Genomic DNA, 20,970 nt, shown 5'->3' with positions numbered 1-20,970 from the left:
TCCGCCAGTCGGCGGCTAGTCGAAGGTGAGTTTTCCAGGGACACGCCCTTGCTGCTCCGTTCCACGCTCATTTATGCTCCGGCGATCCTGCTGACGCGAATTTCGGCGCTGCTCCTGCTGGTCGTCGTGACGCGTTTGATCGACCAGACCGAGTATGGCCTGCTCACCCTGGTGGTGACCGTCGGGGAAATGACCGACATTGCCGTCACCAACTGGCTGCGCATCGCCTTGCTCAGGCTTGGCGGCAAGGGCGAAGTCAGCCGCGGCAGCCTGATGCTGGCCGGGCAGGTGTTGCTTGCCACCACGGCACTGGCGCTGGTCATATCGGTAGGCGCGTCGGCGGTGATCGTGCCTGAACGCTGGATCGAGTTCGCGATCGCAGTCTGCGGCTATCTGGTCGCCGGGTCCATCAGCCGCTTCGCGTTGACGGTGCTGCAGATGCAGCAGCGCCATTCGGTCTATTCGATGCTAGAAGCCCTGCGTGCCCTGCTGCAACTCGCGTTACCGATCGGCGCTATCCTTGTCTTTCAGGATAGCTTTCTGACGGTGTCGCTCGGCTCGAGCCTCGGCGCCTTGATTGCCGGCATCGTGGCGGGCATCATGGCATCGCGACGGCTCGTTGCCGGTCCGCCGCGTTTCACCCACAGGGACTTCTTTGCGCTCGGTGTGCCGCTGATCATCATGGCGCTGGTTGGCTTCGGGCTCAACAGCGCGGAGCGTCTGTTCCTCAAGTTCTATTACGATGCCAGCGCCGTGGCGATCTTCGCGGCAGCCTATGCGCTGGCCCGCCAGCCGATCGATATGGTCGCCAACGCCATCAACATGGGCGCCTTTCCCGAGGTGGTTAGCCGGTTCGACGAGGATGGCCCCGCGGCATCGGGTCGGTTGCTGTCGCAGTTAATGGCCTTGATGATGCGGCTTTGCCTGCCGATTGCAGCGATGCTGGTCGCGCTCAGCAGCGATATCACCGAGCTCATGCTGCCCTCGCAATATCACGGCCGCTTCGGCCTGCTGTTTCCGATCATTGCCTTCAGCGTGCTGTGCGCCAACCTCACCAGCTTCGTCTATGGCGTCGTGGTGCACGCGCACAAGCGGCCGTGGCTGCTGATCATCGCCAATCTCTTCGGCTCGGTGGCAACAATCGCATTGTCCCTGCTGTTGATCCCCCCGATGGCGGAGATCGGCGCCGCTTTGGCGCTGGCGGGGGGCTCGGTGGTGGGCTCCATAACCTGCATCATCATCAGCGAGCGGCTCACACCGGTGCCGGTGCCGTGGCGCGACATCGGTGTTTCGGTAATCATCTCGCTCAGCACGGGGATGGCCGCCAAGCTTGCCAGCATGGTGGCCGGCGACGTGCCGGCGATCTTCTCGCTTGTCGCCGGCGGCACCACCGGCGCCGCGGTTTTCTTCGGGCTGACCTCGTTGTTCCACCCCGTGGCAGCGACGCAATTCGTCGCCCAGCTGCGAGCGCGGCTACGGATCGCGTAAAGCGAAGTCCAGGGGCAACGCCTGTTTTGTGGGGGGAACGCGAAACTATAAACCGGCGTTTCGGCGCCAGCGACGCTCCCAGAACTCCCGGCACAGCAGTCCCGCATAGGCAGTGTTGGTATCGTAGTAGCGGCGCCACAAGCGTCGCGGCTCCTGGACGACGCGGAACAGCCACTCCAGGCCGGCCGCTTGTATCAGCTTCGGCGCGCGGGCAACCTTGCCCCCATAGACGTCGAAACTGCCGCCCACGCCCATCACGAAACTTGAGGCGAGTTCATCGCGGTAGCGTTTGAGAAAGCGTTCCTTGCGCGGTGTCGGCATGGCCACCAGCAGGCAGTCGGCGCCCGAGGCGTTGATCGCCGCGACGATCCCGGCCTGGTCCTCCGGCTTGAAATAGCCGTTGCGCATTCCCGCTATGACGAGGCTCGGATGGTCCTTGGCAAGTCTCACTACAACCGCGTCGAGAACGTGCTGTTCGGCCCCCAGCAGATACGGCCTGAATCCACGCTTCGCGCAGAGGCTCAGCAGATTGATCATGATGTCGACGCCCGCCACCCGCTCGGGCAGCGCGACGCCGCACAGACGTGCACCCCAAAGCACGCCGATGCCATCGACATTGACCACGTCCGCCCCGGCCACGTCCTCGCGCAGCTCGGCATTCTGGCGCATGGTCACCAGTTTGGCGACGTTCACGACCACATGATGCAGCGGCCGCCCCAGGGTCATCGCCTCGTCGGCGATGGCCAGTGTCTCGGCCATGGTCAGCGCATGGATCGGTGCGCCAAGGAACTCCCGGCGCCGTGATGCCAACAGGGAATGCTGCGCCCATGCCGGGGCGTGCGCGTTCATGCGGCCTGCTCCCTTGCAAGTGTCACTTGTGCGACCTCTGGTTTCTTGCCTTCGATGCGGGCGTCGGGCTTGCGTGCCTTGCGCCATGTCCACAGACCCCTCGTATCGACGAGCTTCTTATCCTTGAGCGCTTCGGGGTCGACCAGATTGAACTGCCGATGGTCGACCAGGAGGACGACGATATCGGACTTGTCGATGGCCGAAAGTGCGTCGGTGAACACGATGCCCCTGCCCTCGAGCTCATGCGGCAGCGCATTTGTGTTGGGTTCAGCCGCAATGATCTTCACATTGGGGATATCGGACAGAAGTTTCACCACCTCGACGGCCGGGCTCTCGCGCAGATCGTCGATGTTGGCTTTAAAGCTGAGGCCAAGACAGGCGATCGTCTGTTTGCGGGAGGGGTCGAGCAAGGCCTCGATATCCCTGACCACCGACATGGGCCGTTCGGAATTGATCCGGCGTGCCGAAGCCATCAGCCGCGTGCTGTTGGGTGCGGCGTCGATGATAAAATATGGATCGACCGCAATGCAGTGACCGCCAACGCCCGGGCTCGGCTGGAGGATGTTCACGCGAGGGTGTCGATTGGCGAGATCGATCACTTCCCAGACATTGAGCGACAGATCCTGACACACGGCGGCAAGCTCGTTGGCAAAGGCGATGTTGACGTCGCGGAACGCGTTCTCCGTCAGTTTCACCAGCTCAGCACTTTCGGCCGTTGTCATGAACAGGTCGCCGGTGACGAAGGTCGAATAGAGTGCCGCGGTCCGCTCCGACGATTTGCGGGACAATCCGCCGATCGAGCGATCGTTGTTGATCAGCTCGGTCAGCACCTTTCCCGGCAGCACACGCTCGGGCGAATAGGCGACCAGCACATCGGCGTCTTCGCCATGCTGGACAGGAAATTTGAGATCAGGCCGCAACTCGGCAAGCAGCCCGGTCATGATACGCGTGGTTCCAACCGGCGATGTCGATTCCAATACCACAAGGTCTCCGCGCTTCAGCACGGGGGCGATGCTTCGTGCCGCCGCGAGCACGTAGGTCACGTCCGGCTTATGATCGTGGGTCATCGGGGTCGGCACGGCGATGATATAGGCGTCCGCCGGCTGCGGCGTGCTGTAGGCCATGAGCTTGCCGTTCGCCACGACCTTCTGGATCAGACCGTCAAGGTCCGGCTCGACGATGTGGATTTCGCCACGATTGACCTTCTCGACCACCGCTCCGTTGACATCGACGCCAATGACGTTGAGCCCGCGGCTGGCAAAAATGGCGCAGGTCGGCAGGCCGATATATCCCATGCCGACTACGGAAACGGTTTTGATTTCAGCCATGATGCAGCAGTTCCTCAACAATCCGGTTACTGGCCCGGCCATCGCCATATGGGTTGTGTCGTTCCGCCATGCCGCGATAGGCAGCCTGATCGTCGAGCAGGCGATTGGCGTTGAACAGGATTTTCTCGACATCGGTGCCGACAAGGCGGGCGGTGCCGGCCACGATCCCCTCGGGTCGCTCGGTATTTTCGCGCATCACCAGCACCGGCTTGCCGAGCGACGGCGCTTCTTCCTGCACGCCGCCGCTATCGGTAAGCACCAGATAGCTCTGCTTCTGCAGGTACAGGAACGGCAGATAGTCCTGCGGCTCGACCAGATGGATGTTCGGCACGCCTTCCAGCTCTGCGTTGACCACCGAGCGCACATTGGGGTTTGGATGGACAGGGTAGACGATCTGCACGTCTCCGCGCGCCGCCAATCCCTTCAACGCCGTACAGATGCGCTGGATGCCGCCGTCAAAATTCTCGCGGCGATGTCCGGTGACGAGGATCATCTTCTTGGAAGGGTCGAGGAAGGGGAAGCTGGCAGCGAGCTTCGCCTTCATCAGCCTGTCGGCATCGATCGCGCTTGAAAAATGCAACAGCGTGTCGATCACCGTGTTGCCGGTCACGAAGATGGTGCTTTCGGCCTTTCCTTCGGCGATGAGATTGTCGCGCGCTTGAACGGTCGGCGCAAAATGCCAGGTGGCGATGTCGCCGGCAATCTTGCGGTTCAGTTCTTCAGGAAACGGCGAGTTGATGTTGTGGCTGCGCAATCCTGCTTCGACATGAGCGACGGGGATACGCTTGTAGAAGGCAGCAAGAGCCGCGGCCATTGCCGTGGTGGTGTCGCCCTGTACCATGACGATATCGGGCTTCGCCTTGTCCAACACCTCGGCCATGCCCAGGAGCACGCGCGAGGTCACATCGAACAGCGACTGGCCGGGTTGCATGATGTTGAGATCGTGGTGCACAGGCAAGCCGGTCAGCTCGACAACCTGGTCGACCATTTCACGATGCTGGGCGGTTATGCATATTTCGGTGATGAAGCCTGGATGAGCGAGGGCGGCACGCGCCACTGGAAAGCATTTGAGTGCCTCCGGCCTAGTGCCGAACACGATCAGCAGTTTCTGCCTGGATGGCAGTTTTGGACGTGAAAGGACGTTCATCGCTGATCCTGGTCGCCTGCAGCCTTCGGGACATGCCGACTATTGCCCGCAAGAGTCATAATAGCGCCGGAAAGCGCCTTCGTGATCTCAATTCTTAATATATGATTAACAACCAAGGCCGCGTTCTCCCGGTTTAACTCTTATGAAAGGTTGGGCTGACAAGTAGTCTATGGCAGTAGTCTTGAAAAAGAATATATTGGATTGACTAATATTTTAATCATCGGCCACGCCGACCCATCCCGGCGCTGGGAAAATGAGCTTCTGGCGCGGTTGAGTGCGGCTGGACATGCGGTTTCGAGTTGCCGCGCGCCGACGCCTGAACCCAATGCGCGCACGATGGATAATGTGCTGGCGCTCGAGGGCCGGCGCTTCGGCCCCTCACTGGCAAGCCGTTCCCGGCCGTTGCCGTCCGGCGACACCGGCCCAGTCGATCTTATAGTCGATCTCACGGCTACCGCCGCACGACGCGGCACGCCTGTCCTGACGCTCGAATTTTGCGGCCAAAGCAGCTTTGCCGCAGGCATGACCGAGATGCTGGCGAGCGGGCGGCTGCCCGAACTCACCGCGCGCCTCGACGGCGTTGCCGTCGCCAGGGCGCGGCCGATGATCAGCGACCGGTTGTGGCTGTCCCGAACCAGCAACGACCTGCTCGCCGGCGCCATCTCCCTGATTGCCCAATGTGTCGCCCGCTTTTCCGCGGGCAAACTTGCGCCGATTGCCGAGAGCCCGGCGCCGCCCCTGCAGAAAGGCGGATTTATCGGGCACTATCTGCCCTTTTTCGGCAGGGGGTTAGTCGACCGCGCCGTGCAAAAACTGCGACGTGGTCGGCGTCCCTTCTATTGGCAGGTTGCTTATCGGCTGATCGACGGTCCAGGCGTCGCCGAAACCGGACTGCTGGATGGTAAGCCCTTCACCGTGCTTGCCGATGACGGGCAGCGCTTCTACGCCGATCCGTTCGTTCTCGAGCGCGACGGCCGTCATTTTCTGTTTGTCGAGGAGTTTCCCTACTCCACCGGCCGCGGGGTGATTTCTGTCGCTGAACTTGGCACCGACGGCACTTTCGGCGTGCCGAAAGTGGTGCTGGACGAAGCGCATCACCTGTCATATCCGCAGGTGTTCGCTCACTCCGGCGAGATTTTCATGATCCCTGAAAGCGCTACGGCGCGAGAACTGGTGCTCTACCGTGCCGTGCAGTTTCCGGATCGCTGGATACGCGATACGGTGCTGATGACGGACAGGGATTTCAACGACGCCACGCTGCTCGAATCCGACGGCCGTTTCTGGCTGTTGGGGACGGAGCGGTTCGGTTACGGCAGCGCGTCCGACACGATGGCCGTCTATTCCGCCCCGGCGCTGCGTGGGCCGTGGGCTGCGCACGCGCTCAATCCCGTCGCCGTCGATCACTCGGCCACTCGGCCGGGCGGCGCTTTCATCCGCCAGGGCGACGCTTTGCTGCTGCCGGTGCAAAACGGGTCTAGAGCCTATGGCGGCGGCCTGGGATTGATGCGGCTGGATCGGCTTGATGATTTCGATGTCCTGTTTGCACCGCCCCACCCGATCGGCCCAGGACCGGCATGGGCGCGGGCGGGCATCCACACGCTCAATCGCGCAGGCAATGTCGAGGTTGTGGATAGCGCCGGCTGATGCGTCTGGAGCCTGCGCTTATCCAAGCCGATCCAGTTTCGGCTCGGATGCGACAGCGGTCGAAGACGTGCTCTTCGGCTGGTTTCTATACGGCACGTTTCTATAGGCAAGCAGCAACACCACGATAGTCGTAATATCCGGCGCTTTTGACGAGAGCGCGTTGTTCGACAGCGCAGCAAGCAGGAAGGTCATGGTGCCGATCCATGCCGGCAGCGGCGACGCGCGCAGCAGCCGAAAAATGAACCAGAATACCAGCACTATGAAGAGCACAGCTATCGGCAAGCCGAAGAGCATGGTGATGACCACCGGAGCGCTCTCGATATAGGGCAGATGCAGCTTCTCTTTGACGATCGCCAGGAGGTCGTCGACGTTCATGCCAAACAGGATGTCTTTCCAGCTAACAAGTCCGAATATCTGGTAGATCGTCACCCGCGCCATGAAATTCTCGTCAAAGATCGTGTTGCCGAATCGATTCAGCAGCCCGCCCGAAAATAGTATGGCCACCAGCACTGCGCCGCTCACCAGGGCGAACAGCAGCACGACGGACTTGGCCTGCCGCTGGTGCTTGAGAGTCAGGCGCGGCCAAGGCACGAACAGCAGCAGAATGAGGGTTTCTCCCGCAGCGAGCATCAGGGCGGCGCGGGCGCCTGACGCAGCACAACCGACGAGCAACACGAGAATCGATGCCACCCGCACCCATATGCGCCAGCGCGTCAGCGGCACGAATCCGATGGCTGTGGCGCAGAGCGCGCCTAGCGCCAGCGGGTGCGCCGATAGGCCAATTGGCCTGAACTGCAGTTCGTTGAGACCGTAAGGCATAAATCGATGTTGAGTCACCGCTTCGATCGTGCCGAGCACAGCGCTGAGGATCACCATTCCAAGCACGACGTCGCCCAACGCCCGCCGCACTTCCGCGTTCAAGGCCAGCATCAACAGGCCTGCGGCGCCGGCCACCAGATAAGAATCGATGATGAACCCGGAGGAGCCCGCACGGCCGGTGACGAACAGATAGGGCACCAGCGCGAACATCAGCACCGAAAAGCGAATCAACGCTTTGAATATCCCAATTTCGTCGCCCTGCAGCAGAAACGGTCGGCTGAAAAGAACGACGGCAAGGACCAGGAAGATCGCATAGGTGCCGAAATGCAGCTTCTCGTAGAACGAGCCCCCCTGGGCCGTATAGTCGACGACCATGTTCATCACCTGCGGCGACACCGTAAAGCGAAGCAGGAGCGCGAAGGCGGCGCATAGGAAAAACAGCAGCGACAGCGCGTTCTCACGGCGCGCTCGACTGGGCAACAATCGTTCCGATGCGGCAGCGGGATAGCTCATGGCCCATCCAGGTGAAGGTATTCAAACAGCATTCCGGGCAACGAGACCCCTTCAACGTCCGCCGGACGGACAGCGAGAGCGGTAAAATGGGCCAACTTGGAAAATAAGATGTTAACGATGTTTCTGTAGAGCAGGCCAAGCGTAATGATTTAACAAGGGTTGTCACCATGTCTGCCGGTTCCGGCACACCCCCTATCTCCGCGACGGCTTCCAATAACAGTGCATTCGAGCGTATCGCCAATGCACGGCGCAGGGCATTGCTGCAACAGCATGGCCCAGTCGCGGGGCTAAGCTCCGCGCCGGTGACGCCGCAACCTCCAGAGCCTGTCGCAACGGTGACCCTGGACAAGATCGGCGATTTCCTTGAGCTCGATTTTCGGCGTCTGTTCGTCTGGCTGCGGGCCGGCCTCGCCCTGGCCTTCATGCTGGCGGTAGTCGGCGGCATTGTCGGCGGCGCCTATGCATTGCTGAGCAAGCAGCGTTACACCGTCACGACCGAGGTCCTCATCAACCCATCCAATTTGCAGGTTGTGGAAAACGACCTCTACTCGCAACCGGGCCAGGTCGATAGCCAGTTGCTCAGCACGCGCAGCAAGCAGCGCATCCTGACCTCGGGCAACGTGCTTTCCCGTGTGGTGGACGAACTGAACCTGACTCACGATCCGGAGTTTTTCGATCCGGACCGGAGCACATCCTCGTCCGGCGCTGTGGCGAAGCCCGACCCGAGGCTCATCGCCTTGAAGAACCTGGCGGACCGGGTAGACGCCATCGCGGATCCGACCTCGTTTGTCACAACCCTCTCGGTATCTGCGGAAACCACCGCCAAGGCGATCCTGATCTCGCAGGCCATAGTCAAAAACTTCCAGGAAGAACTGGCTAAGGCCGAAGCTGCCGGCGCCAGCCGTGCCGCGGCTGCCCTTGACAGCCGGCTTGGCCAACTCAAGAGCGACGTGCAGGCAGCCGAAGAGAAGGTCGAGAGCTACAGGCGCAGCCACAACCTGTCGTCCAGCAATGGCCAGCTCGTCAGTTCGCAGACGCTGACGCAGCTCAATGGCGAAATCGTCGATGCGCAATCGCGTGTCATCGCCGCGCAGGCAAGCTACGACGCCCTGGTTGCCTCCGGTATCAACGGGGCCAATCCCGACCCCACGGTTTCGGAAGCGCTCGCTGCGCTGCGCGACAGGTCAAACAGCCTGCGGCAGCAGATCGACTCACAGTCGATGACCTTCGGTCCGCGCCACCCGACGATTGTCAGGCTCAGGACGGAACTCGAGACCGTCAACTCGCAACTCCGGGCCGAGTTCTCCCGCACCGTCGGCACGGCAAAGGCCAGCCTGGACAAGGCCCGGGCCTCGTTGGCTTCTCTCAACGCCAGGATGAACGATCTGAAGGGCAATGTATTCACCGACAGCGAATCCGAAGTCGCCCTGCGAGAACTTGAACGCGATGCCGCGTCCAAGAGAGCGGTCTATGAGAGCTTCCTGTCACGTGCGCGCCAAATCAGCGAGCGCGAGCAGATCGACACCACAAACGTACAGGTGATTTCGACCGCGGTGCCCCCGCCCGCGCGCTCATGGCCCCCGCGCACTGCCCTGGTGGCAGGCGCCGGAGCGTTCGCAGGCTTTGCCCTGGGGATGCTGCTGGCCATCGGCATGGGCATCATCCGCGACATGCGCCGGCCGCCGAACCGATCAGGCGTTGCCGCCAGCCGAGCCTGAAGCAAGGCATGGTGAAGCGCATCGTTTTCCACATCGCCAGCCTGAGGGGCGGCGGCGCCGAACGTGTTTTCGTCCTGATGGCAAATGAACTGGCATCGCGTGGCCACGAGGTCACGCTTTTTACCTGGAACGCGGAAGGCCCTAACGCCGCGCTGCGTTCCGCTGCCGTGCATCTGGTCGACTTCGGCCTTCCCTTGCGCGGCGAGGGTTACGCCAAGTCGGCGACGCTGAAAGGCATCGTGCGAAGCGCAAATTTGTTCCGCCGCCTTGATCCTGATGCGGTCTATAGCGCCCCGGAATTCGCCAATCTGGTGATGGCGCTGTCACTCATGTTGGCCAGAAGCCGGGCAAAATTCTTTCCAAGCTTCCATGCCGCGGCCTCGCTGCCTGCCAGCGGCCTCGGCGCCAGGCTGGCGATCTGGCTTTCCGCGCTGGTTGCAGCGCGCGCAACCAAAGCCATCGCCGTTTCGGCGGGTGTCGGCCGTGACATCATCGCCCGAGGCTTCCCCGAATCGAAGGTTGTCGTCATCAATAACCCGCTGCCGCCAGCTGTAGCACCGCAGAGGAATTCCTATGCCTGGCAGGCAGCGTTGGCGGCGATGGGCGATGGCCCGGTCATCGCCACCGCGGGACGCCTGGTGCCGGTCAAGGACCACCGGACTTTGCTGCGGGCCTTCGCTGCCCTGCGCGCCGGCCGCCCTGCCCGGCTTGTCATCTTCGGCGAAGGTCCGCTGGCTGCCGAATTGCACGCCTGTGCCGAGCAGATCGGCATTGGCCAGGACGTACTCTTTGCCGGCTACGTCAACGATCCCGCAGCCTGTTACGCCGCAGCCGATCTGTTCGTCCTTACATCCACGAGCGAAGGCTTTGGCAACGTCTTGGTCGAGGCCATGGCCGCCGGTGTCCCCGTAATCTCCACCGATGCTCCGCACGGCCCGCGCGAAATACTCGGTGACGGCCGCTTCGGCACCTTGGTGCCGATCGGTGACGCCGCGGCCCTGGCGAAGGCGATGGCCGAGACGCTGGACCACCCCACCCCTGCTGCCGTGCTGAAAAACAGGGCGGTGGATTTCACAGTCGACAAGATTGGCAATCAATACGAAGCGTTGCTCTAGTCGTTACGCACTGGCAGCAAATCGGCGTTGGATGCGGTCGACGTAGTCGGGCTTTGATTGCGATAATCTCTTCACGGGCTGGGGCGCAACGAATTCATCGTGAGACGTTTCCTCGTTCCTTGAGTTGTTGGGCAAGGAAATCCTTGACCGAATCGAGAACCGCGTCCCGTTCATGAGATATGCCTGGCAGCAAATCGAAGCGCACGCGCGCCCCCGCCTCCTCGAACGATCGACACAATGCCACGAGGCGTTCCGGCCGTGTTCGCCCGGCATCGTTGGCGCCTGGCATCCAATGGGTGCTGCCTTGGACATGAGTGATTTCCCAAGTCTCCAGGTCAGCGCCGCCGACGATCATCTGGAAAGGCACTTTTGCCAGCGCTGCGGCATCGAAGGTGATGCCGAACTTCTCCGGCAGATCGCGAATGCCCACCCACCAGTCATGCGTCGGATCGAGCAAGGTCACCGAGCCTGGCGCGCCGATTGAGGCCGCCCAGAGCCTGTCGGGATGCAGGATAGCAAAACGATGCGTGAAATGTCCGCCGCCGGAAAATCCGAACATGGCAAAGCGGCTCCAATCCTGACTGTATTTGGCGCTGACCTCCTCAACCATGGCGAGCAGCACCTGATCGTAGCGTATGTTGCCCTCGAGCAAATATTTGTACCCGCTGCGGGCATCATCCCCGAGAACGCCGATTGGAAACAGCGGACACAAAACGGCGCAGCCGTTCCAGCGTCCGAACTCGGAAAACGCGTCGCGGAATCCAAGAAAAGAGGTGCGGCCGGTGCCATGGACAGCGACCATCAGATCGACTTTGGCCCCTTCCCCAACCGCGGGAGGCACATACAGGCAATAGTGAAAGCCCGCGTCTGATTTGGAAGCAAAGATGGCGGTCGCGCCAAGGTCATAGGTAGCGCGACCGCGATCCGCGACAGGCCCCTTGGCAACACTTGTCAAATCGATAACTCCTTAATAGGCTCGGCGTTCCGACAACAATATACCGGTCGGCCGACCTCGTGAACTGGAGGCGCCTCCAGGCAGCCGCGAGGAGGACCTCGTCGTGCACCGGAAGCAGGGCGCCGCCGGGACGATCGGGGACAAAAAGAATGCCTCCGCCAACGCCTCGGGAAGCCGCCATTAACTTTTCGTTAACCATGCCGGGCTAGCCTTAACCAATCAGTAAGGACTCGCCTCTGTGACCTGCGTCGCTCCCATCCAAAACAAGTCCATACGCTTTCGAGCGCGCTCGTTTGTAGCCTTCACCCTCACCCCTGAGGCTCCGCTAGGGGAATGGCTGCAAAGCCTCGATCACTGGACCGAAAACTCCCCCGGCTTCTTTGCCGGCCGCCCGGTCGTGCTCGATCTGAATATACTCAAGCCCGAGGTGGGCGAGATGCGGGATCTGGTCTTACAGCTCGCGGAGCGCGGGATTCGCATCTACGCGATCGAGGCCGATGGCAATGTAGCGCTCGATGCCGATCTGCCGCCGCTCCTCGTTGGCGCCAAGGAGGCCACCGCTGATGCGCTTTACGTGCAGCCGGACCCGAAGGCCGCCGCTGAGGCCAAGACGGAAGAACCGCAGGCGCCGAACTCATTGATGATCAAGGCACCGATCCGCTCCGGCCAGTCGATCTTTCATCCCGATGGCGATGTGGTCATTGTCGGCTCCGTCAGTTCCGGTTCCGAGATCGTCGCCGGAGGATCAATCCACGTCTACGGCACGCTGCGTGGACGTGCGTTCGCCGGCGCCACGGGAAATTCCGCGGCTCGCATCTTTTGCCGGAAAAACGAAGCCGAACTTCTGGCGGTGGACGGCTGGTACCGCACTGCCGAGGAGATGGACGCCTCCTCGCGAGGAAGGCCGGTACAGGCCTTTCTCGAGGACGGCGCACTTTGCGTCGCACCGCTCAACTAACAACATTGGAGGCACAAATATGGGCAAGGTAGTGGTTGTCACATCCGGCAAAGGGGGTGTCGGCAAGACGACCTCGACGGCCGCTCTCGGCGCCGCGGTCGCGAAAACCGGCAAGCGGGTGGCTCTCGTCGATTTCGACGTCGGCCTGCGCAACCTCGATCTGATCATGGGTGCCGAGCGGCGCGTTGTTTTCGATATCGTCAACGTCATTCAGGGAACCGCCAAGCTTTCGCAGGCGCTGATCCGTGACAAGCGACTCGACACGCTGTTCCTGCTGCCGGCCTCACAAACGCGCGACAAGGATGCTCTCACCGAGGAAGGCGTCGCCGATGTCATCGACAAGCTGCGCTCGGTTTTCGACTACGTCTTCTGCGACAGTCCCGCCGGCATAGAGCGGGGCGCGCAACTTGCCATGCGCTTTGCCGACGAGGCGGTAATCGTCACCAACCCGGAAGTGAGCTCGGTCCGCGATTCCGATCGCATCATCGGCCTGCTCGACTCCAGAACGATGAAAGCCGAGCAGGGTGAATCGATTGCCAAACACGTGCTCGTCACGCGCTACGATGCTGCGCGCGCTGCCCGCGGCGAGATGCTCAGCATCGATGACGTGCTCGAGATCCTGTCGACGCCCTTGCTGGGAATAATTCCCGAGAGCCAGGACGTGCTGCGCGCATCCAATGTGGGCGCGCCGGTTACGCTCAGCGAAAACACCAACCCCGCCGCACGCGCCTATATCGACGCGGCGAGAAGACTCGAGGGCGAGGACCTGCCGGTCATTCTGCCTTTCGAGCGGAGGGGCCTCCTCGACCGGCTGTTGGGAAGGAGGGCAGCATGAACCTGCTCGATATCTTCAAGCGCCGCGGCAGCGCGCCGGTGGCGCGCGAGCGCTTGCAACTGCTGTTGGCTTACGAGCGTCGAAGCCGCAACCAGCCCGATCTCGTCTCGGTGTTGCGCGAGGAGATCATGGCGGTGATCGCCCGGCATGTTCAGGTCGACCAGGATTTCCTGCAGGTGAGCATGGATCACGGCGAAACGACGTCGAGATTGGAGATCGACATCCAGATCCCCAACAAGGTCGCAATGCCCATAGCCGCGGCGTTCTAGAGCGGAATGCATTTGGATCGAATCGGGCATTCCGCTCTATCTGTTTGTTTCAGCCGCATTTGTGCGACGCCAAGTGGTTCCACTTGGCTGCAAAATGCTTAGCGGAATCCTCCAGTCAGGGCTTGCGTCGGCTGCTGCCGAGGTTGCGGCGCCGTGGTTGGCGTGCTTGAGCCGGTTGCCACCGGCAAGTCTCGCAATTCGAGGACAATAATCACTGCCTCACCAAAAACCCGCGGCCGTTTCCAGCCGCGGGAGCCTTGGGAGGGCCTTTCGAAACCGGTGGTCAGATGTTGGCGAGCAATTCGTTGACGCGGCTTTCCATGTCGGCAAGGGCGGTGTCGACGTCCTTCTGGCCACTGATTGCTGCACTCATCTCTTCGCCGATAATGTCCTGGATCGCAAACTGACGCTGTACGGCGGACGGCAGCGGCTTGCCGAGATCAGCGACCGCAGAGATCGTGTTGCGATGCGGCAGGGCCTTGAAGGCGTCCGAGGTGATGACGGCCTTATAGGCCGGCAGGTGACCGGTGCGTGACCATTCGAAGTCGTTGTCGGCGAAGAACTTCAGGAATTTACCGATGGCCGCGATCTGTTCAGGCGTGCGGTCTTTCTGCGAAACGGCCCAGGTGTGGCCGTCGGCATATTGGGCGTGGGCGCCGCCAAACAGCTGCGGATACGGATAGACCGCATAGCCGCCCTTGTTGAGCGCCGTACCCTTGGTCTCGGACTGGGCGTTGTAATCGCCGACCACCCAGGTGCCGTTAAGGTGGACGCCACCCTCGCCGGCAAGGAAGGCGTTGATCGAGCCGCCATAATCGAGATCCTTGGTGGTGTAGCCCTTCTCGAAGATCGCCTTGTACATCTCGACGACCTTCTTGGCTTCCGGCGTATTCAACTTCACGTGCTTCGGATCGGCAAAGAAATCGGAATCCTGCTGGAAAAGATAGGTGTAGAGGTTGCGTGTGTAGAGTGCAGTCTCATTGGTCAGGTTCTGAACGAAATAAGGCTTGCCCGTCTTCTGCTTGAACTGTTCGGCCTGGGCGAGCAGTTCCTCGGGCGACTTTGGAAAAATCGGCGTGCCGTCGGCATTGACGAGGCCGGCTTGTTTGAAAAGATCCATGTTGACGTGATAGAGCATCGTCCAGCTGTCGATCGGCAGGCCATAGACCTTGCCGTCTTTGGTGGCGCCATTGCGTGCCGCGTCGGTGAAGGCGTCGGGTGTCACGCCGACCGACTTCAAGAGATCGTCGAGCGGCATCAACAGGCCCTTCGACTGATAATCCGACAGTACGGATTCATGGATCGTGACGATGTCCGGAGCGTCGCCTGAAGCGAACTGCGCGGTCAGCTGATCATAGCCGGGCCATTCCACGGTGGTGACGTTGACATGGACATCGGGATTGTCGGCGTTGAACTTGTTGATTAGCGAGGTGATGATGCCGCATTCGCCAACGGCCTTGGTGGCATCGGTGTTGGTGCCGAAATCGGCATCGCAGGCGCCGAAAAAGCGCTGCACGCTCAGCTCCGTGGCCGCGAAGCTTGGACTCGCGAGCATCATTGCGCCCGCAGAGACTGCGGCAAACAGTATTTTCTTCAGTTTCATATCAGTTCCTCCTACTGAGTTTCCGCCGCTCCACCCTGGATTGGCTTTCGTGCTTCAATTGCTGCGCATTCCCCCGGCCGTCAGGCAATCTTCGTTATCTCACCGCAGCGCCGGAGACCGCCGTGACGATGTATTTCTGGAAGAACAGGTAGACGATCAGGATCGGTGCACCGGCGAACACCGCCTGCGCCATCAGGAAGCCGATGCCTTCGGACTGGGCGAAGTTGGTCTGGGTCGAGGCCATGCCGACCGTCAGCGTGAACATGTCCTTCTTCGTCGCCGAAATCAGCGGCCAGAAGTAGTCGTTCCACGCGCCGAGAAAGGTGAAGATGCCGAGCGTCGCCTGCGCAGGCAGCGTGAGCGGCAGAAGCACCTTCCAGAAAATCCTGAGCCGGCTGGCGTTATCGAGCATGGCGGCTTCGTCCAGCTCCTTCGGGATGGCCTTGAAATACTGGGTCATCAGGAAGACGCCGAACGGAGCTGAAAGGCCCGGCAGGATGAGCCCTTGATAGGTGTTGTGGAACTTCAGCATGCTGAAGATCTGGTGACGGGCGACAAGCACGGCCTGTTCCGGGACCGCCAGGCCGAACAGCACGATCACGAACAGCACGTCTCGGCCGGGGAAATTCAGCCGTGCAAAGCCGTAGCCGGCGAGCGATGACAGGATCAACGTGCCGAGCGTCAATCCGCCCGAGACGATGATGCTGTTGCGCACCCAGATGAACACCGACGAGGTGCCGACGGTGTTGATGTAGTTCTTCAGCGTATAGGGCGCGTGAAACACCGAATTCGGATCGGCCATCAGCTCCGTATTGTCCTTGAGTGACAGGCCGATGACCCACAGAACCGGCGCGATCATGACGATCGAAAGCAGGATGACCAGGGCCAATAACAAATGGTCGCCAAATGCCCGGCCCTTGATGGAAGCTGCTGTGGCGCTCATGCCTGGTCTCCCCTGCTGCGTGTCACCAGGTACTGGGCCATGGCCGCGACCAGGATGAGGATGAACAGGATTTCCGATGCCGCGGCGCCCAGGCCGAGATCCCAGCGACGGAATGCGGTATCGTAGATGTAGAGCACGATCGGCTTGGTCAGGTTGTTCGGACCGCCGCGCGTCATCAGCCAGGCCTGGCCGAACAGCTGGAATTGCAGCACGATCTGGATGATGATCACCAGGATGAAGGTCCGCTTGATCGACGGCAGCGTGATCGAGCGTAGCGTCTGCCAGCGATTGGCATTGTCCAGCGCTGCCGCCTCGTAAATATCCTGTGGAATCTGCTGGAGCGCCGAGAGAAAGAGCATCATCGGCAGGCCGATGCACCACCAGATGGTGGCAATGGCGATGCCGGCCATCGCCAGGCTGGGATCGGAAATGAAGGCCGGAGCCGTTGCGCCGAACCATCCGTAAATCGTCGACAACAGCCCGACATTCGGAATGAAGACGATGCGCCAGATCAGCGTGACGATGGTGACCGATAGCACCGACGAGGAAAAGAACAGCGTCCGCAAACCGCGGCAGCGCGCGTGCGGCGGTTGAGGCAAAGCGCCAGGAAAAGGCCGATCAGCGCCAGCGTCGGCACCGTCAGAAGCACGAAATAGAAGGTGTTCCAGATCGATTGCAGGAAGACCTTGTCGTGATACAGCCTGGCGTAATTGCCGAGACCGACAAAATTTCCGGACGAGAACGTGTCGGCCTTGTGGAAACTCAGCCACATCCCCCAGAGCAGCGGGAAGAGCAGCAGCGTGGTGAAGAAGAACAAGAATGGCGCAACGAAAATGACGTTTCGCCATTGCGGCGCATAGATGTCGGCGGTAGGGGCTCTGACGCCGACAGCAAGCGTCGCGGTCGGGGACATCGCCAGCCGGTCAGCCATCTCAGGCCTCCCTCGCATGCCAGGCGCGGCCGGTCTCGTTGAACAGATGCGATTTCTGGCCGTCAAAGGCGAGCCCGATTCTGTCGCCGACGGCGACGCGGCTGTTGCCGGCATCCGAGCCGACGATCTGCTGGCCATCGCCCAGCCGCGCGTAGATCAGGGTGCGTTCGCCGAGCCGCTCGAGCACATCGACCACGCCGCCGGCATTGCCCTGTCCGGCGGCAACGATGCGCACGTCTTCAGAACGGATGCCGAAAGTGTACTTGCCATCGGTCAGTTGGCTGGAGGCGATCTCGGTCTGCACCGAGACGCCGTCCGCAAACCTGGCCGTGGCGTTCTCGCCGGATCTGTCAAGCGTCGCATCGACGAAGTTCATCGCCGGCGCGCCGACGAAACCCGCGACGAATTTGGTCGCCGGGCGTTCGTAGATCTCCATCGGGGTACCGATCTGGTCGATCTTGCGATTGTTCATGACGACGATGCGGTCGGCCAGCGTCATTGCCTCGACCTGGTCATGGGTGACGAAGATCATCGTCGATTGCAGCCGCTGGTGAAGCTGGGCAAGCTCGATGCGGGTGCGGGTGCGCAACGCCGCATCGAGATTGGAAAGCGGCTCGTCGAACAGAAAGGCCTTCGGCTCCTTGACGATCGCACGGCCGATGGCGACGCGCTGGCGCTGACCACCGGAGAGCTGGCCCGGCTTGCGATCGAGCAGATGCGGCATTTCGAGGATGCGGGCGGCTTCGTTGATGCGCGCCTCGATGACCTTGCCTGGAACGCCGATATTCGCAAGCCCGAAGGCCATGTTGTCGCGCACCGTCATGTGCGGATAAAGCGCATAGGACTGGAACACCATGGCAATGCCGCGCTTGCCCGGTGGCAGATGATCGATGCGCTCGTTGTTGATGGCAATCTCGCCGCTATCGACAGCTTCGAGCCCGGCAATCATTCGAAGAAGCGTCGATTTTCCGCAGCCGGACGGGCCCAGGAACACGATGAATTCGCGTGCCCTTATGGAGAGCGACAGATGATCCAGCACCGTCATGGCACCGAACTGCTTGCTCACGTTCCTGATCTCGATATCGGCCGTCACGTCGACGCTCCTCCTCAGCGTTTGCGCTTTCTCGATGATCCGCCTGAACTCAGAGCCTCAGGCGTATGACCTGGTAGGAATAGGCCGGCAGTGACAGGCTCAGCTTGCCGCTGGCGAGCGAGGCGCCCTCACCCTTCCTGGGGCCGACATTGCCAGGGTTTTCGGCCGAATTGACGGCTTTCAGATCGGCGTGTGCCATCACCTGGTGATCGACGATCTCCGCCGCGCCGAAGCCGGTGAGGTCGACCACTGTTTCGATTGCCTCGCTCGAATGGCGGTTGACCGCGAAGAAGGTGACGTGGCCGGTTTGCCTGTCGTGCACGCCGGCAACATCGACATAAGCGACGTCGCCCGCAACGCTGGATTTGTAGGTCGGGCTTTCCACCTTGAGATCCAGCGCATTGCCGCGACCATAGTTAGAAGCAAACAGATAGGGATAAAAAATCGTCTGCCGCCATGCCGGGCCATTCGGAACGGTCATGATCGGCGCGATGACATTGACCAGTTGTGCCAGGCAGGCGATCTTGACGACATCGGAACGGCGGATGAAGGTGTTGAGGATCAGGCCGACCTGCAGCACATCCTCGAAATTATAGATGTCTTCGAGCAACGGCGGGGCGAACGGCCAGCCGTTGCTGCCGCCGAGTATCTTCCTGTCCTGCTCCTTGGAATGGTACCAGACGTTCCACTCGTCGAACGAGATGTAGACCTGCTTGTTGGAGCGCTTCTTGGCCTTGATATACTCGATGACGCCGGCGACCGAGACAATGTAGTCGTCGAGCTTTTCGCTCATGGCGAGATAGTTCGGAGCGTCGTTGGCTTCGTTGTCGAAATACATGTGCAGCGAGATGTAGTCGACCTCGTTGTAGGTATGGTCGAGAACCGTCGCTTCCCATTCAGGGTAGGTCGGCATCCTGGCATTCGAAGAGCCGCAGACCACCAGCTCGAGTGACTTGGAGAAGGCACGCATGGCCTTGGCCGTCTCATGCGCCAGCCGGCCATACTCGTCCGCGGTCTTGTGGCCGATCTGCCAGGGGCCATCCATTTCATTGCCGAGGCACCAGAGCTTGACGTCGAACGGCTCCTTGCGGCCGTTGGCGATGCGCTTGTCGCTCCATTTGCTGCCGCCGGGATGGTTGGCGTACTCCAGCAGGTTGCGGGCTTCATCGAGGCCGCGCGAGCCGAGATTGACGGCAAGCATCATCTCGGTGTTGGCGGAGGTGCACCAATCGGCAAATTCATGCAGGCCGACTTCGTTGCTTTCCGACGTGTGCCACGCGAGGTCGAGGCGCACTGGACGCTGTTCCTTGGGGCCAATGCCGTCTTCCCAATTGTAGGCCGAGACGAAATTGCCGCCGGGGTAGCGGACGATCGGAACATTGAGTTCCCTGACGAGATCGATGACGTCCTGACGCATGCCGTTGGCATCCGCTGTCGGATGGCCGGGCTCATAGATGCCAGTGTAAACTGCCCGCCCCAGATGCTCGATGAAGGATCCGTAGAGCCTCGGATCGATTTCCGAGACAACATAGTGCGGATGAGCCGTAACGGCTGCCTTCATGCATTCCTCCCATCGATATCACAAACGATGATTTAAATCATCTTGCCCGATATCAAAGAGGAATTGGCAGCCCTTCGTCAAGCCAAAATAGCCAAATGTAGGACAATTAGACGAACGCTTTGGAACAGCAGAAAGCCAGATAGTTGAAATTGCTGCGTTATCTTCAGAACCCGGTTTCATGATATCAACCAGTTTTGATCCTGAGCAGGATGTCCTGATCGTAATTTCCAAAGCCCTTGCCGAAAATATTGATCCCGCCGGGGCGCTTGGCGTCGTCCTTGACGCCGATACGGACGCGGATTGAATGATGGCTCTTCAGATCGAGTGCGGCGAGCCCGGTTTCGGACATCCTGAGGCCGTCGACATAGGTGCCGTCATTGGCAATTCGCCAGTTCTTCAGCTTACCGTATTGCGAGCCCTTGAGCTTCCACCAGGAGGGCGTGAAGACGCCGCGCTTGTCGCCGAAATCCCCCGGCGACGTCCAGGTGCCGACATCGACGCCATTGATCGTCAGCGTGATGTCCGAGGGCCAATCGGCGCTGGTGCCCGGCACTTCCGAAGACAGTTCTATCGCAACTTCGAGTCCGGTGATCTCGGCATTGGCGAGCTTGGCATTGTTGGGGAACTGGTATTCGACAAAACCGCGCGTGAACCATAGCAGACCGGCTTTCATGCGGTCCGGATCGAGGAAAGTGTTCGGCACATCGAGTAGACCGATGATGCCGTCCGGCGAACAAAGGCCGCAGGGCGCGGTAACCTCGAAGCCGGTATAAAGCCCGATCGGCATCGACACTTCGATCGCGTCGTTCTTGACCGCACGATATTCGCTCTTGAACACGACGAGCACTTCTTCCGCCGTCGGATAACAGATTTTCTGACTGCCTTTCTTCGCTTTCAGGTTCTCGGTGCGGATCAGCCCCGCATCCTCCAGCACCTGGATGTTGGTCGAGACGGTCGACTGCGGAAGCGACAGCACGGCGGCGATTTCGTTGACATTCATCGGCCCCTTCTCATGCAGCAGTTTCAGCATCGAGATCCGCGCCGAGGAGGCAAGCCCCTTGAGCACGGCAATGCCTTCCTCAGGTTCAATCACCAGAAAATTGCGACTCATGAAATTGCCCGGCCCATGTAAAATCCATATCCGAAATTACCCTGTATATCGGGATATCTGATTTAATCAATGTGCAGGCGGAACGTCGGG

At 60.7% G+C, this 20,970-nt stretch carries 18 protein-coding genes and 1 pseudogene; 7 read left to right on the top strand and 12 right to left on the bottom strand.

Annotated elements, in window-relative coordinates:
* The first annotated feature begins 48 nt into the window (after positions 1-48).
* Positions 49-1,488: a lipopolysaccharide biosynthesis protein gene (locus NKI41_RS12305; protein WP_352683195.1), complete on the top strand. Its 1,440-nt coding sequence runs from the start codon at positions 49-51 to the stop codon at positions 1,486-1,488.
* A gap of 45 nt (positions 1,489-1,533) precedes the next feature.
* On the opposite strand, the gene NKI41_RS12300 is transcribed toward NKI41_RS12305, so the two are convergent.
* Genes NKI41_RS12300 through wecB form a run of 3 tightly spaced genes read right to left on the bottom strand, consistent with a single transcriptional unit; the run spans position 1,534 to position 4,812 of the window.
* Positions 1,534-2,337: a WecB/TagA/CpsF family glycosyltransferase gene (locus NKI41_RS12300; protein WP_352683194.1), complete on the bottom strand. Its 804-nt coding sequence runs from the start codon at positions 2,335-2,337 to the stop codon at positions 1,534-1,536.
* Positions 2,334-3,665 carry a UDP-N-acetyl-D-mannosamine dehydrogenase gene (wecC, locus tag NKI41_RS12295; RefSeq protein ID WP_352501359.1) on the bottom strand — a complete coding sequence of 444 codons (1,332 nt, stop codon included), beginning with the start codon at positions 3,663-3,665 and terminating at the stop codon, positions 2,334-2,336. Before wecC ends, NKI41_RS12300 begins: the two co-directional genes overlap by 4 nt.
* A complete protein-coding gene (gene wecB / locus NKI41_RS12290; RefSeq protein ID WP_352472506.1) occupies positions 3,658-4,812 on the bottom strand; it encodes a non-hydrolyzing UDP-N-acetylglucosamine 2-epimerase in 1,155 nt (384 codons plus the stop codon). The genes wecC and wecB overlap by 8 nt, the downstream gene beginning before the upstream one ends.
* Before the next feature lie 201 nt (positions 4,813-5,013).
* Here wecB and NKI41_RS12285 point away from each other — a divergent pair, with 201 nt between their 5' ends.
* Positions 5,014-6,456, top strand: coding sequence for a glucosamine inositolphosphorylceramide transferase family protein (locus tag NKI41_RS12285; protein WP_352683192.1), 1,443 nt, complete (start codon positions 5,014-5,016; stop codon positions 6,454-6,456).
* Between the two features lie 18 nt (positions 6,457-6,474).
* On the opposite strand, the gene NKI41_RS12280 is transcribed toward NKI41_RS12285, so the two are convergent.
* A complete protein-coding gene (locus NKI41_RS12280; RefSeq protein WP_352683190.1) occupies positions 6,475-7,788 on the bottom strand; it encodes a VpsF family polysaccharide biosynthesis protein in 1,314 nt (437 codons plus the stop codon).
* A 167-nt stretch (positions 7,789-7,955) separates the two neighbouring features.
* On the opposite strand from NKI41_RS12280, the gene NKI41_RS12275 reads away from it, so the two are divergent.
* Together NKI41_RS12275 and NKI41_RS12270 are read left to right on the top strand one after the other, a co-directional pair.
* Positions 7,956-9,506 (top strand): GumC family protein, encoded by a 1,551-nt coding sequence (locus NKI41_RS12275; protein ID WP_352472503.1) that lies wholly within the window; start codon positions 7,956-7,958, stop codon positions 9,504-9,506.
* Between the two features lie 8 nt (positions 9,507-9,514).
* Positions 9,515-10,621 carry a glycosyltransferase gene (locus NKI41_RS12270; RefSeq protein WP_352472502.1) on the top strand — a complete coding sequence of 369 codons (1,107 nt, stop codon included), beginning with the start codon at positions 9,515-9,517 and terminating at the stop codon, positions 10,619-10,621.
* A gap of 94 nt (positions 10,622-10,715) precedes the next feature.
* Here the strand turns inward: NKI41_RS12270 and NKI41_RS12265 are convergent, their stop codons facing one another.
* On the bottom strand, positions 10,716-11,576 hold the full coding sequence (locus NKI41_RS12265; protein ID WP_352683188.1) for an alpha/beta hydrolase: 861 nt from the start codon (positions 11,574-11,576) through the stop codon (positions 10,716-10,718).
* 238 nt (positions 11,577-11,814) lie between these two features.
* On the opposite strand from NKI41_RS12265, the gene minC reads away from it, so the two are divergent.
* Genes minC through minE form a run of 3 tightly spaced genes read left to right on the top strand, consistent with a single transcriptional unit; the run spans position 11,815 to position 13,638 of the window.
* On the top strand, positions 11,815-12,534 hold the full coding sequence (gene minC, locus NKI41_RS12260; RefSeq protein ID WP_352472500.1) for a septum site-determining protein MinC: 720 nt from the start codon (positions 11,815-11,817) through the stop codon (positions 12,532-12,534).
* Between the two features lie 19 nt (positions 12,535-12,553).
* Positions 12,554-13,369: a septum site-determining protein MinD gene (gene minD / locus NKI41_RS12255; RefSeq protein ID WP_352472499.1), complete on the top strand. Its 816-nt coding sequence runs from the start codon at positions 12,554-12,556 to the stop codon at positions 13,367-13,369.
* Complete coding sequence (gene minE / locus NKI41_RS12250) at positions 13,366-13,638, top strand: cell division topological specificity factor MinE (protein WP_352683186.1); 273 nt, start codon at positions 13,366-13,368, stop codon at positions 13,636-13,638. The genes minD and minE overlap by 4 nt, the downstream gene beginning before the upstream one ends.
* Positions 13,639-13,921: 283 nt before the next feature.
* Here the strand turns inward: minE and NKI41_RS12245 are convergent, their stop codons facing one another.
* From NKI41_RS12245 to NKI41_RS12215, 7 genes and pseudogenes are all read right to left on the bottom strand, one after another.
* On the bottom strand, positions 13,922-15,241 hold the full coding sequence (locus NKI41_RS12245; RefSeq protein ID WP_352449655.1) for an ABC transporter substrate-binding protein: 1,320 nt from the start codon (positions 15,239-15,241) through the stop codon (positions 13,922-13,924).
* 94 nt (positions 15,242-15,335) lie between these two features.
* Positions 15,336-16,184: a carbohydrate ABC transporter permease gene (locus NKI41_RS12240; RefSeq protein ID WP_031211878.1), complete on the bottom strand. Its 849-nt coding sequence runs from the start codon at positions 16,182-16,184 to the stop codon at positions 15,336-15,338.
* Positions 16,181-17,097 (bottom strand): annotated as a pseudogene (locus NKI41_RS12235) (carbohydrate ABC transporter permease). The gene NKI41_RS12240 and the pseudogene NKI41_RS12235 overlap by 4 nt, the downstream one beginning before the upstream one ends.
* A gap of 19 nt (positions 17,098-17,116) precedes the next feature.
* Positions 17,117-18,208 (bottom strand): ABC transporter ATP-binding protein, encoded by a 1,092-nt coding sequence (locus NKI41_RS12230; protein WP_352449658.1) that lies wholly within the window; start codon positions 18,206-18,208, stop codon positions 17,117-17,119.
* 49 nt (positions 18,209-18,257) lie between these two features.
* Positions 18,258-19,769 (bottom strand): arabinosylfuranosidase ArfA, encoded by a 1,512-nt coding sequence (gene arfA, locus NKI41_RS12225; protein ID WP_352683184.1) that lies wholly within the window; start codon positions 19,767-19,769, stop codon positions 18,258-18,260.
* Positions 19,770-19,787: 18 nt separating this feature from the next.
* Positions 19,788-19,949 (bottom strand): hypothetical protein, encoded by a 162-nt coding sequence (locus NKI41_RS12220; protein ID WP_352541706.1) that lies wholly within the window; start codon positions 19,947-19,949, stop codon positions 19,788-19,790.
* A 4-nt stretch (positions 19,950-19,953) separates the two neighbouring features.
* On the bottom strand, positions 19,954-20,880 hold the full coding sequence (locus NKI41_RS12215) for an ArsR/SmtB family transcription factor (RefSeq protein WP_352683182.1): 927 nt from the start codon (positions 20,878-20,880) through the stop codon (positions 19,954-19,956).
* Positions 20,881-20,970 lie beyond the last annotated feature (90 nt).

It is taken from the genome of Mesorhizobium sp. M0601, assembly GCF_040320845.1.
In the GTDB taxonomy this organism is placed as follows: Bacteria; Pseudomonadota; Alphaproteobacteria; order Rhizobiales; family Rhizobiaceae; genus Mesorhizobium.
The sequence above is the reverse complement of the archived record's forward strand: the minus strand, read 5'-3'. Positions and strand labels throughout refer to the sequence as shown.

What these genes read in the sequence shown, in the direction of transcription:
- NKI41_RS12245 (WP_352449655.1), bottom strand. Translation starts at nt 15,241, where the DNA reads ATGAAACTGAAGAAAATACTGTTTGCCGCAGTCTCTGCGGGCGCAATG.
- wecC (WP_352501359.1), bottom strand. Translation starts at nt 3,665, where the DNA reads ATGGCTGAAATCAAAACCGTTTCCGTAGTCGGCATGGGATATATCGGC.
- minD (WP_352472499.1), top strand. Translation starts at nt 12,554, where the DNA reads ATGGGCAAGGTAGTGGTTGTCACATCCGGCAAAGGGGGTGTCGGCAAG.
- NKI41_RS12280 (WP_352683190.1), bottom strand. Translation starts at nt 7,788, where the DNA reads ATGAGCTATCCCGCTGCCGCATCGGAACGATTGTTGCCCAGTCGAGCG.
- NKI41_RS12270 (WP_352472502.1), top strand. Translation starts at nt 9,515, where the DNA reads ATGGTGAAGCGCATCGTTTTCCACATCGCCAGCCTGAGGGGCGGCGGC.
- NKI41_RS12240 (WP_031211878.1), bottom strand. Translation starts at nt 16,184, where the DNA reads ATGAGCGCCACAGCAGCTTCCATCAAGGGCCGGGCATTTGGCGACCAT.
- wecB (WP_352472506.1), bottom strand. Translation starts at nt 4,812, where the DNA reads ATGAACGTCCTTTCACGTCCAAAACTGCCATCCAGGCAGAAACTGCTG.
- minE (WP_352683186.1), top strand. Translation starts at nt 13,366, where the DNA reads ATGAACCTGCTCGATATCTTCAAGCGCCGCGGCAGCGCGCCGGTGGCG.
- arfA (WP_352683184.1), bottom strand. Translation starts at nt 19,769, where the DNA reads ATGAAGGCAGCCGTTACGGCTCATCCGCACTATGTTGTCTCGGAAATC.
- NKI41_RS12215 (WP_352683182.1), bottom strand. Translation starts at nt 20,880, where the DNA reads ATGAGTCGCAATTTTCTGGTGATTGAACCTGAGGAAGGCATTGCCGTG.
- NKI41_RS12275 (WP_352472503.1), top strand. Translation starts at nt 7,956, where the DNA reads ATGTCTGCCGGTTCCGGCACACCCCCTATCTCCGCGACGGCTTCCAAT.
- NKI41_RS12300 (WP_352683194.1), bottom strand. Translation starts at nt 2,337, where the DNA reads ATGAACGCGCACGCCCCGGCATGGGCGCAGCATTCCCTGTTGGCATCA.
- NKI41_RS12220 (WP_352541706.1), bottom strand. Translation starts at nt 19,949, where the DNA reads ATGAAACCGGGTTCTGAAGATAACGCAGCAATTTCAACTATCTGGCTT.